The sequence below is a fragment of the Streptomyces altiplanensis genome, from assembly GCF_053591575.1.
Window position 1 is genome coordinate 1 of the sequence record NZ_JBSFUB010000117.1, and the last position, 19,145, is coordinate 19,145.

Below are 19,145 nucleotides of genomic sequence, written 5' to 3' on the forward strand. Positions count from 1 at the left end.
AGATGGTGATGGCGATGCGGCACGGTGTGCTGCCGCAGACGCTGCACGTCGACGCTCCGTCCTCACACGTGGACTGGACGGCGGGCGCGGTCGAGTTGCTGACCGAGTCGACCCCCTGGCCCGAGACCGGCCGCCCCCGCCGCGCCGGCGTCTCCTCCTTCGGCATCAGCGGCACCAACGTCCACACCATCGTCGAACAGGCCCCGGCCACCACCGCCCCAGAGCGCACCACCCCGAGCCACGCCCCCGCGACCACGCCGTGGCTGATCTCGGGCCGGACCCGCGCCGCCCTGCGCGGCCAGGCGTCACGCCTGCTCTCCTACGTGCAGGCGCATCCCGAACTCGACCTGCTGGACGGGGCGTTCTCCCTCGCCACCACCCGCACCCGGTTCGACCAGCGGGCCGCCGTGCTCGCCGGGGACCGCGCCGGGCTGCTGCGTTCCCTCACCGCACTGGCCACCGACCGCCCCGACGCCGGGGTGATCGAGGGCGAGGCGACCCGGCGCGGCCGGACCGCGATGCTCTTCACCGGCCAGGGCAGCCAGCGCGCCGCCATGGGGCGCGAACTCTACGAGCGCTTCCCGGTGTTCGCCGAGGCCCTCGACGCGGTCTTCGCCGACCTCGACCCGCTGCTCGACCGCCCCCTGCGCGAGGTGCTGTTCGCGGCCGACGGCACGGACGAGGCCGCCCTGCTGGACACGACCGGCTGGACCCAGCCCGCGCTGTTCGCCGTCGAGGTCGCGCTGTTCCGTCTCGTACGGTCTTGGGGCATCAAGCCGGACTTCGTCGCCGGCCACTCCATCGGCGAGCTCGCGGCGGCCCACGCCGCCGGCGTCCTGTCGCTCACGGACGCCTGCATCCTGGTCGCCGCCCGCGCCAAGCTGATGCAGGCGCTGCCCACGGGCGGCGCGATGGTCGCCGTCCAGGCCACCGAGGACGAGGTCACCCCGTTGCTGGCCGGCCGCGAGGACGCCGTGGCGATCGCCGCCGTCAACGGACCCGACTCCGTCGTCGTCTCCGGCGACGAGGACGCCGTCCTGGAGATCGCCGCCGCGTTCGACGAGCTCGGGCGCAAGACCAAGCGCCTGCGGGTGAGCCATGCCTTCCACTCACCGCGCATGGCCGCCATGCTCGACGCGTTCCGCACCGTCGTCGAAGGACTCACCTTCCACGCACCGCGCATCCCGCTGGTCTCCAACCTGACCGGCGCCCTGGCCACCGACGAGCAGGTGTGCTCGGCCGAGTACTGGGTCACCCACGTCCGCGACACCGTCCGCTTCGCCGACTGCGTCCGCACCCTGCGCGACGCCGGCACGACCACCTTCCTGGAACTGGGCCCCGACGGCCTGCTGTCCGCCATGGCCCAGGACACCCTCGGCGACACGTACGACGCCGAACTCGTCCCGCTCTGCCGCGCCGACCGCGGCGAGGAACTGGCCGTCACCACCGCGCTCGCCCGGCTCCAGGTCCAGGGCGTCACGGTGGACTGGACGGCCTACTTCGCCGACAGCGGCGCCCGCCGCGTCGACCTGCCCACCTACGCCTTCCAGCACGAGTTCTACTGGCCGCAGCTGCCCGCCGCGGCCGCCGCTGCGAACGGCGCCGACCCCGCCGACCAGCGGCTGTGGGCCGCCGTCGAGCGTGGCGACGCCGACGAGCTGGCCGTCATCCTCGGCCTGGGCGAGCAGGAGCACGACTCCCTCGGCTCCCTGCTGCCCGCGCTGACCTCCTGGCGGCGCGGCAAGCAGGAGAAGTCCCGGCTGGACGCGCTGCGCTACCGCGTCGAATGGGCGCAGCTCAACAAGCCCGCCGCCCCGGTCCTCGACGGCACCTGGCTGCTCGTCACCGGTGACGCCGAGGACGCCGGGGGCGCCGGCGAGCTCGTCGAGCAGCTGGCGGGCACCCTGAGCGCGCACGGCGCGCGGGTGTACCGCCTCGCCCTGGACGCCGCGTGCGCCGACCGGCAGGTGCTCGCCGCCCGGCTCGAAGTCACCGAAGGCTTCGACAGCGCGGCCAACGTGCTCTCCCTGCTCCCGCTGGACGAGCGCCCCACCGGCGCGTACGCGCCGCTCAGCCACGGCCTCACCCTGACGCTCGCACTCGTCCAGGCACTCCATGACACGGGATCCCACGGACGGCTGTGGACGGCCACCCGCGGCGCCGTGTCCACCGGGCCCGCCGACCCCCTCACCCACCCCGCGCAGGCCGCGGCCTGGGGGCTCGGGCGGGCCGTGGCACTGGAGCACCCGCGGCTCTGGGGCGGGCTCCTCGACCTGCCCGAGACGCTCGACGAGCGGACCGCGCAGCGCCTCGCCGGCGTCCTCGCCGTCAAGCACGCCCCCGACGGCGAGGACCAGGTGGCGCTCCGCGCGGGCGGGGCCCTGGGCCGTCGTCTCGTCCGGCACACCGCCGAAACCCTGTCCGGCGCCGAGGAGTTCACCGCCCGCGGCACCGTGCTGGTGACCGGCGGCACCGGTGGCCTCGGCGCGGAGGTCGGCCGCTGGCTGGCCCGCTCCGGCGCCGAGAACCTCGTCCTCACCAGCCGCCGCGGCCCGGACGCCCCCGGCGCCGACGCCCTGCGCGCCGAACTGGAGGAGCTGGGCGCCCGCGTCGAGATCGTCGCCTGCGACGCCGCCGACCGGGACGCGCTGGCCGCCGTGCTCGCCGCCGTCCCGGACGAACTGCCCCTGACCGGCGTGGTGCACACCGCGGGCGTCGGCCAGTACGGCCCCCTCGACGGGCTGACCCCCGCCGAGTTCGCCGAACTCACCTCCGCGAAGCTCGCGGGCGCCGCACACCTCGACGAGCTGCTCGGGGACCGCGCACTCGACCTGTTCGTCCTCTTCGGCTCCGTCGCCGGCGTCTGGGGCAGCGGCGGCCAGAGCGCCTACGGCGCCGCCAACGCCTACCTCGACGCCCTCGCCGAGCACCGGCGCGCCCGCGGACTGGCCGCCACCTCCGTCGCCTGGGGCCCCTGGGCCGAAGCGGGCATGGCCACCGACGAGGCGGTCTCCGGCGCCCTGCAGCGCCAGGGACTCGGCCTCCTGGAGTCGGCCCTCGCGATGACCGAACTGCGGCGCGCCGTCGTCCAGGGCGACACCACCGTCACCGTCGCCGACGTCGACTGGGACCGCTACGCACCGGTGTTCACCTCGGCCCGCCCCAGCGCGCTGCTCGACGGCCTGCCGGAGGTACGGGCACTGGCCGACGCGGCAGGCGCCGCCGACACCGGCGACACCTCCGAGTTCGTCACACGGGTACGCGCCCTCTCCGAGCCCGAGCAGACCCGGCTCCTGTCCGACCTCGTACGCAGCGAGGCCGCCGTCGTCCTCGGCCACGGCTCCGCGGACAGCGTCCCCGAGGGACGCGCCTTCCGGGACATCGGCTTCGACTCACTGACCGCCGTCGAACTGCGCAAGCGCCTGGCCGCCACCACCGGCCTCACCCTGCCCAGCACCATGGTCTTCGACTACCCGACCCCGCTGGAGCTGGCGCAGTACCTCCTGGCCGAGATCCTCGGCGCCGTCCTCGACGTGGCCGGGCCGGTCGCCACCGGCGCCGCCGACGACGAACCCATCGCCATCATCGGGATGGGCTGCCGCTTCCCCGGCGGAGCCGACTCGCCCGAGCAGCTGTGGGACCTGGTCACCGACGGCGCGGACGCCGTGTCGGACTTCCCCGTCAACCGCGGCTGGGACACCGAGGGCCTCTTCGACCCCGACCCGGACCGGCAGGGCAAGACCTACTCCACCCTCGGCGGCTTCCTGCACGAGGCCGACGCGTTCGACCCGACGTTCTTCGGCATCTCCCCGCGCGAGGCACTGGTGATGGACCCCCAGCAGCGGCTGCTGCTGGAGACCACCTGGGAGACCTTCGAGCGCGCCGGGATCGACCCCGCCGCAGCCCGCGGAAGCCTCACCGGCACCTTCATCGGCTCCAGCTACCAGGACTACGGACTAGGCGCCGGCGACGGCGCCGAGGGCCACATGGTCACCGGCAGCATCCCCAGCGTCCTGTCCGGACGCATCTCCTACGTCATGGGCCTCGAAGGCCCCGCCGTCACCGTCGACACCGCCTGCTCCTCATCCCTGGTCGCGCTGCACCTGGCCTGCCAGTCGCTGCGCAACGGGGAGTCCACGCTCGCTGTCGCGGGCGGCGCCACGATCATGACCACCCCCGCCCCCTTCATCGCCTTCAGCCGCCAGCGGGCCCTCGCCCAGGACGGCCGCTGCAAGGCGTTCTCCGACGGGGCGGACGGCATGACCCTCGCCGAGGGCGTCGGCATCCTGCTGGTCGAACGGCTCTCCGACGCCCGGCGCAACGGACACCCCGTCCTCGCGGTGATCCGCGGCTCGGCGATCAACCAGGACGGCGCGTCCAACGGACTCACCGCCCCCAACGGGCCCGCCCAGCAGCGGGTGATGCGCCAGGCCCTGGCCAACGCCCGCCTGGCCCCCTCGGACATCGACGTCGTGGAGGCGCACGGAACCGGTACGCCCCTGGGCGACCCGATCGAGGCGCAGGCCCTGCTCGCGACGTACGGGCGCGACCGCGACCCGGAGCGCGCGCTGCTGCTCGGCTCGGTCAAGTCGAACATCGGCCACACCCAGTCCGCCGCCGGTGTCGCCGGCGTCATCAAGATGGTCATGGCGCTGCGCCACGGCCTGCTGCCCAGGACCCTGCACGCCGACAACCCGTCCTCGCACGTGGACTGGGACTCCGGTTCCGTGCGGTTGCTGCACGAGGCCGTCGAGTGGCCCGAGACCGGCCGGCCCCGCCGCGCCGCGGTCTCCTCGTTCGGCATCAGCGGCACCAACGCCCACGCCCTGATCGAGCAGGCGCCCCCCGCCGACGAGCCCGAGGCGTCCCCCGCCGCCGAGCCCGTGCCGGTGGCCGGCGGCGTCGTACCGTGGACCGTCTCGGCGAAGACCGCAGCCGCGCTGCGCGCGCAGGCGGCCCGGCTCGTGTCGCACCTGGAGACCGCGAGCCCCGCGCCGCGCCCGCTCGACGTCGGATACTCGCTCGTCTCCTTCCGTGCGGTCTTCGAACATCGCGCCGTGGTGGTCCCCGCCGAGGACACCGACCCGATGGACGCCCTGCGCGCCGTCGCGGCCGACGGACCGTCCGCCGTGGTGGCCCGCGGGACCGCCGACGTCGAGGGCAAGACCGTCTTCGTCTTCCCCGGCCAGGGCTCTCAGTGGGTGGGCATGGGAGCCCAACTGCTGACCGAGTCACCGGTCTTCGCCGAGCGGATCGCCGAATGCGCCGCGGCCATCGGCGAGTTCGTGGACTGGTCGCTCATCGACGTGCTCCAGGGCAAGGAGGGCGCGCCCACCCTGGAGCGCGTCGACGTCGTACAGCCCGCCTCGTTCGCGGTCATGGTGTCGCTGGCCGCCCTGTGGCGCTCCCGCGGCGTCGAGCCCGCCGCGGTCGTCGGCCACTCGCAGGGCGAGATCGCCGCGGCCGTCGTCTCCGGCGCGCTGTCCCTCCAGGACGGCGCCCGGGTCGTGACCCTGCGCAGCCAGGCCATCGGCCGCACCCTGGCCGGCCACGGCGGGATGATGTCGGTGGCGCTGCCGGTGGAGCAGCTGGAGAGCCGTCTCGACGCCTGGCAGGGCCGGGTGTCCGTCGCCGCCGTCAACGGACCGCGCTCGGTCGTCGTCTCCGGCGAACCCGAGGCGCTGGACGGGCTGTCGGACGAGCTGACCGCCGACGAGGTACGCGTGCGGCGGATCGCCGTGGACTACGCCTCGCACTCCGCGCAGGTCGAGAACCTTTACGACGAACTCCTCGACGTACTCGCGCCGATCGCCCCGCGCACCGGCGACGTCCCGTTCTTCTCCACGACGACCGGCGACTGGCTGGACACGGCGGGGATGGACGGGGGCTACTGGTTCCGCAACCTGCGCCAGAGGGTCCTGTTCGCCGACGCCGTGCACGATCTGCTGGAGGCCGGGCACCGCGCCTTCATCGAGGTCAGCTCGCACCCCGTACTGACCATGGCCGTGCAGGACATGATCGACGAGTCGGCCGAACCGGGCGTCGCCACCGGCACGCTGCGCCGGGACCAGGGCAGCGTGTCCCGCTTCCTGCTCTCGGCGGCCGAGGTCTTCGTCCGCGGCGTCGACGTCGACTGGGCAGGGATCTTCGAGGGCGCCGGAGCCCGCCGGGTCGACCTGCCCACCTACGCGTTCCAGCACGAACAGCTCTGGGCCGTCCCTCCCGTCGCCGAGCCGGCGGTGGCCGCCGACCCCGCCGACGCCGAGTTCTGGGCCGCCGTGGAGCAGGAGGACGTCTCCGCGCTCACCTCCGCCCTGGGCACGGACGAGAACTCCGTGGCCGCGGTCCTGCCGGCCCTCTCGTCGTGGCGCAGGTCCCGCAAGGACCGCTCCACCGTCGACTCCTGGCGCTACCGGGTGTCCTGGAGCCCCGTCGGCACCGTCCCGCAGCGGTCGCTGTCCGGCACCTGGCTGCTGGTCGGCGCCGAAGGCCACGACCACGACACGGACGAGGTCGCCGACGCACTGAGCGGCCAGGGGGCCGCGGTCACCCGCCTCGTCCTGGACGGGACGTGCGTGGACCGCGCGGTACTCGCCGAACGGCTGGCCGGCGCCGGGGAGATCACCGGTGTCGTCTCCACGCTCGCCCCCGCCGAGGAGCCGGACGAGCGCACCCCCGTGCTGCCGCTCGGCCTGGCCCTGACCGTCTCCCTGGTCCAGGCCCTGGGCGACGCCGGAATCGAGGCACCGCTGTGGTTCCTCACCCGGGGCGCGGTCTCCACCGGCCGCTCCGACGAGATCACTTCCCCCACCCAGGCCCTGGTCACCGGCGTCGGCTGGACCACCGCGCTGGAGCACCCGCAGCGCTGGGGCGGCGTCGTCGACCTGCCGCGCGAACTCGACCAGCGCGCCGCCGGACGGCTTGCGTCCGCTCTGTCCGGCGCCCTGGGCGACGAGGACCAGCTCGCCGTCCGCGCCTCCGGGGTCTTCACCCGGCGCATCGTCCGCGCCGCGGCCGGCGGCGGGCAGGGCCCGGCCCGCGACTGGACGCCGCGCGGCACCACCCTGATCACCGGCGGCTCGGGCACGCTCGCCCCGCACCTGGCCCGCTGGCTGGCCGGGCGGGGCGCCGAGCACCTGGTGCTGATGAGCCGCCGGGGCGCGGACGCCCCGGGCGTGGCCGAACTCGTCGCGGAACTCACCGCGTCGGGCACGCAGGCCACCGCCGTCGCGTGCGACGTCACCGACCGCGACGCCGTCGCCGCTCTCCTCGCCCAGCTCAAGGCGGAGGGCCGCACCGTGCGCACGGTCGTGCACACCGCCGCGCTCATCGAGCTGTACTCGCTGGCCGAGACCACCATGGACGCCTTCTCCCGCGTCCTGGACGCCAAGGTGACCGGCGCCCGGGTCCTGGACGAACTCCTCGACCACGAGGACCTGGACGACCTGATCCTCTACTCGTCCACCGCCGGCATGTGGGGCAGCGGGGCGCACGCCGCCTACGTGGCAGGCAACGCCTACCTCGCGGCGCTCGCCGCCCACCGCCGCGCCCGCGGCCTGCGCGCCACCTCGCTCTCCTGGGGCATCTGGGCCGACGACATCAAGGCCGGCCGCGTCGACCCGCAGATGATCCGCCGCAGCGGCCTGGAGTTCATGGACCCGCAGCTGGCGCTGAGCGGACTGAAGCGGGCCCTGGACGACGACGAGACGGCCGTCGCGGTCGCCGACGTCGACTGGGCGACGTACCACCCCGTCTACACCTCCAGCCGCCCCACCAACCTCTTCGCCGAGATCCCCGAGGTCCGGGCCCTGACCGAGGCCGCCGAGCAGAGCACCGGCACCGTGGTGGAGGGCGAGTTCACCGCCCGGCTGCGGGCCCTGTCCGCCGCCGAGCAGGAGCGGCTGGTGCTGGAGGTCGTCCGCACCGAGGCCATGGCCGTGCTGGGGCTTTCGTCCCCCGACGCCCTGCCGGACCAGCGTGCCTTCCGTGACGTGGGCTTCGACTCGCTCACCGCCGTCGGACTGCGCAACCGCCTCGCGTCCGTCACCGGACTGACGCTGCCGACGACCATGGTCTTCGACTACCCGAACCCGGCCGCACTGGCCGGATTCCTCCGCACCGAGCTGGCCGGCGCCCAGAGCGCCGGAACGCCCGCGGCCACCGCGTCCGCCGCCGCGACCGACGACGACCCCATCGTCATCGTCGGCATGGGCTGCCGCTACCCCGGCGGGGTCACCTCGCCCGAGGAGCTGTGGAAGCTCACCCTGGACGGCATCGACGCCGTCTCCGCCTTCCCCGCCGACCGGGGCTGGGACGCCGAGGGACTCTACGACCCCGACCCCGACCGGTCCGGCAAGACCTACTCGGTCCAGGGCGGATTCCTCCAGGACGTCGCGGAGTTCGACCCCGGCTTCTTCGGGATCTCGCCGCGCGAGGCGATGTCGATGGACCCGCAGCAGCGCCTCCTGCTGGAGACGGCCTGGGAAGCCTTCGAGCACGCCGGGATCGACATCGTCTCCCAGCGCTCCAGCCTCACCGGCACCTTCATCGGCGCCAGCTACCAGGACTACGCGTCCAGCGTGGCCAACTCCTCCGAGGGCTCCGAAGGCCACATGATCACCGGCACGCTCTCCAGCGTGCTGTCCGGCCGGGTCAACTACCTGTTCGGCTTCGAGGGGCCGGCCGTCACCCTCGACACCGCCTGCTCGTCGTCCCTGGTCGCGCTCCACCTGGCCTGCCAGTCCCTGCGCAACGGCGAGAGCACCCTGGCGCTCGCGGGCGGCGTCAGCATCATGTCCACCCCCAGCGCCTTCGTCGGCTTCAGCCGCCAGCGGGCCCTCGCCACCGACGGCCGCTGCAAGGCGTACGCCGAGGCCGCCGACGGCATGACCCTCGCCGAGGGCGTCGGCCTGGTCCTGCTGGAGCGCCTCTCCGACGCCCGCCGCAACGGCCACACCGTGCTCGCCGTGGTACGCGGCTCCGCCGTCAACCAGGACGGTGCGTCCAACGGGCTCACCGCCCCCAACGGCCCCTCCCAGCAGCGCGTCATCCGGCAGGCCCTGGCCAACGCCGGCCTGCGGTCCCGCGAGGTCGACGTCATCGAGGGCCACGGCACCGGGACCGCCCTGGGCGACCCCATCGAGGCCCAGGCCCTGCTCACCACCTACGGCCAGGACCGGGACGGCGAACGGCCCCTGCTGCTCGGCTCGGTCAAGACCAACATCGGCCACACCCAGATGGCCTCCGGCGTCGCCAGCGTGATCAAGATGGTGCACGCCCTCCAGGAGGGCGTCGTACCGAAGACCCTCCACATCGACACCCCGTCCTCGCACGTGGACTGGTCCTCCGGCGCCATCGACCTGCTCACCGAGCGCACCGACTGGCCCGAGACCGGCCGCCCGCGCCGCGGCGCCGTCTCCTCGTTCGGCCTCAGCGGCACCAACGTGCACGCGATCCTCGAACAGGCGCCCGCCGAGGAGCCCGCCGACCGGCCGGCCCCCGCCGGCCGGCCCCGCCCCGGCGCCCTGCCGCTGGTGGTCTCCGCCCGCAGCGAAACCGCCCTGCGCGCCCAGGTCGGACGGCTGCTCGCCCTGGTCGAGGAGCGCCCCGACACCCCCCTGACCGACCTCGCCTTCTCCCTGGCCACCTCCAGGGCCGGCTTGGAGCACCGCGCCGCCGTGGTGGCGGGGGAGCGCGACGAACTGCTGCGAGGCCTGCTGGCGCTGCGCGACGGACTGCCCGGACCCGACGTGGTGCAGGGCGGCCCGGCCCGCGGCCGCACGGCGTTCCTGTTCACCGGCCAGGGCAGCCAGCGGCCCGGCATGGGCCGCGAGCTGTACGAGCGGTTCCCCGTCTTCGCCGACGCGCTCGACGCCGTACTGGCCCGGATGGACGGCGCCCTCGACCGGCCGCTGCGCGAGATCCTGTTCTCCGCCGACGGCTCGCCCGAGGCGGCCCTCCTCGACCGCACCGAGTACGCGCAGCCCGCGCTGTTCGCCGTCGAGGTCGCCCTGTTCCGGCTCACCGAGTCGTGGGGCATCACCCCCGACTACCTCGCCGGGCACTCCGTCGGGGAGCTCGCCGCCGCGCACGTCGCGGGCGTGCTCGCCCTGCCGGACGCGTGCGCCCTGGTGGCGGCGCGCGGACGGCTGATGCAGGCGCTGCCCGAGGGCGGCGCGATGATCTCCCTGGAGGCCGCCGAGGACGAGGTCCTGCCGCTGCTGGAGGGCCACGAGGACGAGGTGTCCGTCGCCGCCGTCAACGGCCCGGCGTCGCTCGTCATCGCCGGCGTCGAGGACACCGTCCTCGGCATCGCCGCCACACTGGGCGAACGCGGCCGCAGGACCAAGCGGCTGCGGGTGAGCCACGCCTTCCACTCGCCCCTCATGGACGGCATGCTCGACGACTTCGCCCGCGTCGCGCGGGGCGTCGCCTACCAGCCACCTGTGATCCCCCTCGTCTCCAACGTCACCGGCGGCCTCGCCGCCGAGGACCAGATGACCGACCCGGAGTACTGGGTCCAGCACGTGCGCCGGGCCGTCCGCTTCGCCGACGGCGTCAACTGGCTCTCCGCACAGGGCCAGGTCCGCACCTTCCTGGAGATCGGCCCCGACGGCGTGCTCTGCGGCATGGCCCGCGACAGCCTCACCGACGAGCCGCGCACCGCGCTGCTGCCGCTGCTGCGGAGCGGCCGGCCCGAGGAGCAGACCGTCACCACCGCGCTGGCCGGCGCCCACGCCAACGGCGTGGACGTCGACTGGACCGCGTACTTCGCGGACAGCGGCGCCGGCCGGATCGCGCTGCCCACCTACGCATTCCAGCGCGAGCGGTACTGGCCCGACACCCTCGCCGCCCCCGCCGCCGGACCCCTGAGCGCCGGCAGCGCCGCCGACGCAGAGTTCTGGTCGGCGGTCGAGCGCGACGACGTCGGCTCACTCGTCGCCTCACTGGGCCTCGACGACGCGACCGTCACCGCGATGGTCCCGGCGCTCACCGCCTGGCGCCGCCGCCGCGACGAGCAGTCCGAGGTGGACGCCTGGCGCTACCGGGTCACCTGGAAGCCGCAGACCGGATCCACCGCCCCCACCGCGCTCACCGGACGCTGGCTGGTCCTCACACCCCCCGGCACCGACGAGGCCGAATGGTCCGCCGACGTCGTCGCCGCCCTCGCGACACAGACCGTCCTGTGCGAGGGCGTCGGCCCCGACCGGGCCGCGCTCGCCGAACGGCTGGCCGCACTGCGCGCCGAACACGGCGAGTTCGCCGGCGTCCTGTCGCTGCTCGGCCTCGCCGGCTGCGGCGGCCTCGCCCGCACCGGGGTGCCCGACTCCCTGCTCCTGACCGCCGTCGCCGTACAGGCGCTCGGCGACGCGGACATCGACGCCCCCCTGTGGACCGTCACCCGCGGCGCCGTCTCCGTGGGCCGCTCCGAGCCGGTCGTCGGACTCGACCAGGCCGCCGTATGGGGCCTGGGCCGCGTCGTCGCCCTCGAACAGCCGGACCGCTGGGGCGGCTGCGTCGACCTGCCCGAGCAGCTCGACACCCACAGCGCGCGCAGGCTGCGCGGCGTCCTGGCCGGGACCGCCGGGGAGAGCGAAGCGGCCGTACGCGCCTCCGGCGTGTTCGTACGCCGCCTCGCCCACGGCCCCGCGGCGCAGACCACCGCGGACACCTTCGATCCGACGGGCACCACCCTGATCACCGGCGGCACCGGCGGACTCGGCGGCCACGTCGCCCGCGGCCTGGCCCGCGCCGGCGCGGAACATCTGCTGCTCGTCAGCCGCCGCGGCGAGGACGCCCCCGGCGCCGACGCGCTGCGCGCCGAACTGGCGGGCCTGGGCGCCCGGGTCACCATCACCGCCTGCGACGTCGCCGACCGCGACGCCCTGGCCGCCCTGCTCGACTCCGTGCCCGACGACGCCCCGCTCAACGCGGTGATCCACACGGCCGGTGTCGTCCAGGACGGCGTGGTGGACACCCTGACCCAGGACAGCTTCCGGACCGTACTGGAGGCCAAGGTCGCCTCCGCGCTCAACCTGCACGAGCTGACCGCCCACCTCCCGCTGTCCGCGTTCGTCCTCTTCTCCTCCACCGCCGGTGTCTTCGGCGCCGCGGGACAGGGCAACTACGCCGCGGCCAACGCCTATCTGGACGCCCTCGCCGAGTACCGGCGGGCACACGGCCGCACCGCGCTCTCCGTCGCCTGGGGCCCCTGGGCCGGATCGGGCATGGTCGCCGACGAGGCGGAGATCGAGCGGCGTGTCCGGCGCGGCGGTTTCGAACCCCTCGCGCCGGAACCCGCCGTACGCGCCCTGCTCCGCGCCATCGAGCAGGACGACACCGCCCTCGCGCTCGCCGACATCGACTGGGCCCGCTTCGTCCCGGCGTTCGCCTCAACCCGCCCGCTGCCGCTCGTCGGCGACCTGCCGGAGGTACGGCAGTCGGCCACCGCCCCGGCCGGCGCCACCGGCGACGACACGCTGCTGCGACAGCGCCTCGTGGAACTCCCGGACGCCGAGCGCGGCGCGTTCGTGCTCGACCTGCTGCGCACCCAGGTCGCCGCCGTGCTCGGCCACAGCGACCCCGGCGCCATCGAGGACGACCGGGCCTTCCGCGACCTGGGCTTCGACTCGCTGACCACGCTCGAACTGCGCAACACCCTGGCCGCCGTCACCGGGCTCAGCCTCCCGGTGTCCCTGGTCTACGACCGGCCGACCCCGCGCGAGATGGCGGACTTCCTGCTCGCCGAGATCCTCGGCTCGCTGCCCGAGCGCGCCGCCGCCCCGGTGGCGAGCGGCAAGCCCGTCCACGACGACCCGATCGCCGTCGTCGGCATGAGCTGCCGCTTCCCCGGCGGCGTCACCTCGCCCGAGGAACTGTGGCAACTGCTCGAAGAGGGCGGGGACGGCATCACCCGGTTCCCCGACGACCGCGGCTGGGACATCGAGGCGCTCGGAGCGGGCGCGTCGGACACCCTCGAAGGCGGATTCCTCACCCAGGTCGCCGACTTCGACGCGCGCTTCTTCGGCATCTCGCCGCGTGAGGCGCTCGCCATGGACCCGCAGCAGCGCCTGCTGCTGGAGGCCACCTGGGAGGCGCTGGAGCGGGCGGGCATCGACCCCTCGGCCCTGCGCGGCTCCAGCACCGGCGTCTTCGTCGGCACCAACGGCCAGGACTACCCCAACCTGCTGCGCCGGTCACTGTCCGACGTACAGGGCTACGTCGCCACCGGCAACACCGCCAGCGTCATGTCGGGCCGGCTCTCCTACGCGCTCGGCCTGGAGGGCCCGGCCGTCACCGTCGACACCGCCTGCTCCTCCTCGCTGGTCGCGATGCACTGGGCCGGCAAGGCACTGAGCGCCGGCGAGTGCTCCCTGGTGATCGCGGGCGGCGTCTCGGTGATGTCGAGCCCCGACTCCTTCGTCGAGTTCTCCCGGCAGGGCGGACTGGCCCCCGACGGCCGGTGCAAGGCGTTCTCCGACAGCGCCGACGGCACCGCCTGGTCCGAGGGCGTCGGCATCCTGGTCCTGGAGCGGTTCTCCGACGCCGTACGCAACGGACACGAGGTCCGCGGCATCATCCGCTCGACCGCCGTCAACCAGGACGGCGCGTCCAACGGCCTGACCGCCCCCAACGGCCCCTCCCAGCAGCGGGTCATCCAGCAGGCGCTGGCCGACGCCGGACTGACCCCCGGCCACATCGACGCCGTCGAGGCCCACGGCACCGGCACCACCCTGGGCGACCCGATCGAGGCCCAGGCGCTGCTCACCGCCTACGGACAGGACCGGGAGCGCCCGCTGCTGCTCGGCACCGTCAAGTCCAACATCGGCCACACCCAGGCCGCCGCCGGCGTCGCGGGCGTCATCAAGATGCTGATGGCGATGCGCCACGGCACGCTGCCCAAGACCCTGCACATCGGTACCCCGTCCGCGCACGTGGACTGGTCGGCGGGCGCGGTGGAGCTGCTGACCGAGCAGACCGCCTGGCCCGAGACCGGCCGCCCGCGCCGCGCCGGAGTCTCGGCGTTCGGTGTCAGCGGTACGAACGCGCACGTCATCGTCGAGCAGGCGCCGGCGCTCGAAGCGCCGCAGGCACAGCCCGCCGAGCCGGCCGCAGCTCCCGCCGTCGTGCCGTGGATCGTCTCCGGCCGGACGCGTGAGGCCCTTCAGGCTCAGATCGACCGGATCACCGGCTTCGCCGCGCTGAACACCGGGCTGTCCCCGCTGGACATCGGCCGCTCGCTCGCCACCGACCGCACGGTCTTCCCGCACCGCGCGGTGCTGCTGGCCGGTCCCGACGGTGTGCGCGAGAGCGCACGTGGAGTCGCGAGCCGCGCCCCGGGCAAGACGGCGTTCCTCTTCTCCGGCCAGGGCAGCCAGCGCGCCGCCATGGGCCGCGAGCTGTACGAGCGGTTCCCCGTCTTCGCCGAGGCGCTGGACGCGGTCCTGGCCCACCTGGACACGGAACTCGAATTCCCGCTGAGGGAAGTGCTGTTCGCCCTCCCGGGCACCTTCGAGTCGGAACTCCTCGACGAGACCGGCTGGACCCAGCCCGCCCTGTTCGCTGTCGAGGTCGCCCTGTTCCGGCTCGCCGAGTCGTGGGGCATCACCCCGGACTTCGTCGCCGGACACTCCATCGGCGAGATCACCGCCGCCCATGTGGCGGGCGTGTTCTCCCTGGCCGACGCCTGCCGCCTGGTCGCGGCCCGCGCCACCCTGATGCAGGCGCTCCCACAGGGCGGCGCGATGGTCGCCATCGAGGCCACCGAGGACGAGGTCGCTCCGCTGCTCGACGCGAACGTGTCGATCGCCGCGGTCAACGGCCCCCGCTCGCTGGTCGTTGCCGGCGCCGAGGACGCCGTTCTGCTGGTCGCCGAGGTGTTCGCCGCCGACGGCCGCCGCACCAGGCGGCTGCGGGTCTCGCACGCCTTCCACTCGCCGCTGATGGACGCGATGCTCGCGGACTTCGCCCGGGTCACCGATGGCCTGACCTTCGACGAGCCCCGCATCCCGGTGGTCTCCAACCTCACCGGCGCCCTGGCGACCGCCGACGAACTGCGCTCCCCGGCCTACTGGGTGCGGCACGTGCGCGAAGCCGTGCGGTTCGCCGACGGGATACGGACCCTGCGGGACGCCGGAGTCGGCGCCTTCGTCGAGCTGGGCCCGGACGGGGTGCTCTCCGCGATGGCCCAGCAGAGCCTGGACGGCGCCCAGCCGACGCCGCTGGTCGTGCCGTTCCTGCGCAAGGACCAGAGCGAGGAAGCGGCGGTCGTCGCCGCACTGGCCGCCCTGCACACCCACGGGACGGGACCGCGCTGGTCCGCGTTCTTCGAGGGGCTTGGGGCACGCCGGGTCGAACTGCCGACGTACGCCTTCCAGCGCGAGCGGTACTGGCCGGAGCCCGCCGCCATCGCGGCCGTCGGCGTGCCCGACCCGGTGGACGCCGCGTTCTGGTCGGCCGTGGAGCGCCAGGATGTCGAGTCGCTGGCCGCCTCGCTCGACCTGGACGGCGACACCGTCACCACGATGGTGCCCGCGCTCTCCGCGTGGCGCCGCCGCCGCGGCGAGCAGTCCGCCGGCGCTGACTGGCGCTACCGGGAGACCTGGACCCCGCTGCCCGCACGGACCGCCGCCGCACCGTCCGGCACCTGGCTCGTGCTCCTGCCCGCCGGCGACCCGTCCCCGTGGACGGACGCCGCCGTCGAGGCGCTGGGCGCGGACGTCGTACGGGTGAACGCCGGGCCCACCGCCGCGGACCTGACGCGGCTGCTCACCTCGGCCCGCGAGGACCGCGACGCAGCGGGCTTCGCCGGTGTCGTCTCCCTGCTCGCCACCGGCACCACGGACGCCACCGGCCTGCCGCCGGAGACGGCCTGGCCCGAGGCGCTGCTGACGGCCCTGGGCGAAGCGGGCATCGACGCGCCGCTGTGGTGCGTCACCCGGGGCGCGGTGTCGGTCTCCTCCGCCGAGCCGCTGCTGAGCGCCGGACAGGCCGCCGTATGGGGGCTCGGCCGGGTCGCCGCACTGGAACACTCCGACCGCTGGGGCGGGCTCATCGACCTCCCCGCCACGCTCGACGACCGCACGGGCGCCGCCCTCGTGGCGGCCCTGAGCCACCGGGACGGCGAGGACCAGATCGCGGTCCGCGCCACCGCGACCTTCGGACGCCGCCTGGTCCGTACGACCGCCACGACGGCCAACCCGGCCGGCGACTCCTGGCGGCCCGCCGGCACCGTGCTCATCACCGGCGGCACCGCGGCGATGGGCGGCAGGGCCGCCCGCAGGCTGGCCCGCGACGGCGCCCGGCACCTCGTCCTGACCGGCCGTCACGCGGACGACCTCGCCGGGACCGAGGAGCTCGAAGCCGAACTGGAACAGCTCGGAGCCACGGTCACCTTCGCCGTCTGCGACGTGTCCGACCACGACGCGCTGACCGCCCTGCTGGCCGCGCTCCCCGAGGACCTGCCGCTGACCGCGGTGATCCACGCGGAGGCGGACACCGACGGCATCGGCGCCGGGGAGGCGGGGCTCACCGCCGCCGTCGCCGGCGCGCTCCAGCTCGACGCCGTACTCGGCGACCGGCCGCTCGACGCGTTCGTCCTCTTCGGCACGATCGCCGGAGTCTGGGGCGTCCGGGGCCAGGCCGCGCAGGCCGCGCACGGCGCGTACCTCGACGCCCTCGCCCGGCAGCGCCGCGACCGCGGCGCCACCGCGCTCACCGTCTCCTGGAGCGCCTGGTCGGACCTGGTCGAGCCCTCCATGGCCGCGCACCTGCGGCTGAGCGGCCTGCCCGTACTCGACCCTGACGCGGCGCTCGCCGCGCTCGGCCGGGCCGTCGCCGACGGCGAACCGGCCGTCACCGTCGCCGACGTGCGCTGGGAGACCTTCGCGTCGGCCTTCACCGAAAGCCGCCGCACCGCCCTGCTGGCCGGTCTGCCCGAAGCCCGCACCGCCATCGCCGCCGCCGACGCCGACCGCGGCGACGAGCTCTCGGCGGACGGCGCCTACCGGCGCGACCTGCTCGCGCTGCCCGAGGCGGAGCGCGACGACGCCCTGCTGGCCCTGGTCACCGACAAGGTCGCCGTGGTCCTGGGCCACTCGAACACCGATGCCGTCGAATCCGACCTGCCCTTCCGGGACCTCGGCTTCGACTCGCTGACCGCCGTCGACCTGCGCAACCAGCTCACGGCCGCCACCGGCGTCACCCTGCCCGCCACCCTGGTCTTCGACCACCCGACCCCGGCCGAACTCGTCCTGCACCTGCGCAGCCTGCTGCTCGGCGCACTGCCGGACACCACGGCCCCCGTCGTGGCCTCGGCGCACACCGGGAACGACCCCGTCGTCATCGTCGGCATGGCCTGCCGCTACCCCGGCGGCGTCGGCTCGCCCGAGGACCTGTGGCAGCTCGTACTCGACGAGACCGACGCCGTGGGCGAGTTCCCCACCGACCGCGGCTGGGACCTCGACACCCTGCTCGGCGGCCCGCCGGAGGGCGGCCGCGGCCGCAGCACCACCGGGAACGGCGGCTTCCTCTACGACGCCGCCGACTTCGACCCCGCCGTGTTCGGCATCTCGCCGCGCGAGGCCATCGTGATGGACCCGCAGCAGCGCATCGTGCTCGAAGCCGCCTGGGAGGCACTGGAGCGGGCGGGCATCGACGCGGCGACCCTGCGGGGGAGCACCACCGGCGTCTACGTCGGAGGCGGCAGCGGCGACTACCGGCCGCCGGCCGAGGCGGGACAGTGGGAGACGGCCCAGTCGGCCAGCCTCCTGTCCGGCCGCATCGCCTACTCCTTCGGACTCCAGGGGCCCACGGTCTCCGTCGACACGGCGTGCTCCTCGTCGCTGGTCGCCCTGCATCTCGCGGCCCAGGCCCTGCGCTCGGGCGAGTGCTCCATCGCCCTGGCCGGCGGTGTGACCGTCATGGCCACCCCGGCGGGCTTCGTCGAATTCAGCGCCCAGGGCGCCCTGTCCGACGACGGCCGCTGCAAGGCCTTCTCCGACTCGGCCGACGGCACCGGCTGGTCCGAGGGTGTGGGCATGCTCGTCGTCGAGCGGCTCTCCGACGCCCAGCGCAACGGCCACCACGTCCTGGCGGTCCTGCGCGGCTCCGCCATCAACCAGGACGGCGCCTCCAACGGACTGACGGCGCCCAGCGGACCCGCCCAGCAGCGGGTCATCCGCCAGGCCCTCGCCAACTCCGGTCTGACGACCGCCGAGGTCGACGCGGTCGAGGCCCACGGCACCGGCACCAAGCTCGGAGACCCGATCGAGGCGCAGGCGCTGCTGGCCACCTACGGCCAGGGCCGTGACCCCGAGCGCCCGGTGCTGCTGGGCTCGTTGAAGAGCAACATCGGTCACAGCCAGGCCGCCTCCGGCGTCGCCGGCGTGATCAAGATGGTGATGGCGATGCGACACGGCACCCTGCCGAGGTCGCTCTACGCCGAGACGCCGACCACCCAGGTCGACTGGACGGCGGGCGCCGCCCGGCTGCTCACCGAGCCGGTCGCCTGGCCCGATTCCGACCGCCCGCGCCGCGCCGCGGTCTCCTCGTTCGGCGCGAGCGGTACGAACGCCCACGTCATCCTGGAACAGGCGCCGCCCGCCGGGACCGACTCCACGGTCACCACCCCGCACGGACCGGCCCGCGAGCCGGGGGCGCTGCCGGTGCTGCTCTCAGGCAAGTCCGAGAACGCGCTGCGCGCCCAGGCCCGCAGGCTGCTCACCCAGGTGACCGCACGACCGGACGCCGCCCTGACCGACCTGGCGTTCTCCCTGGCGACGACCCGCACGGCCTTCGACCACCGGGCCGCCCTGACGGCCACCGACCGTGCAGGTCTGCTGGCGGGGCTCACCGCCCTGGCGGAGGGACGTACGGCGCCCGAGCTGGTCGAGCACCAGGTGGAGCGGGTCGGAAAGCGCGCGTTCCTCTTCTCGGGTCAGGGTTCGCAGCGGTTGGGGATGGGCCGGGAGTTGTACGGCCGGTTCCCGGTGTTCGCGGAGGCGCTGGATTCGGTACTCGCTGTACTGGATCCGCTGCTGGAGCGCCCGCTGCGTGAGGTGATGTGGGGCGAGGACGTCGACCTGTTGAACGAGACGGGCTTCACCCAGCCGGCGTTGTTCGCCATCGAGGTGGCGTTGTTCCGT

Annotated in this window: 1 protein-coding gene; it reads left to right on the top strand. The window is 74.6% G+C overall.

Annotated elements, in window-relative coordinates; all coding sequences use genetic code 11:
• A partial coding sequence (locus ACWD0Y_RS32035; protein ID WP_450263794.1) for a type I polyketide synthase occupies positions 1–19,145 on the top strand: 19,145 nt, incomplete at both ends.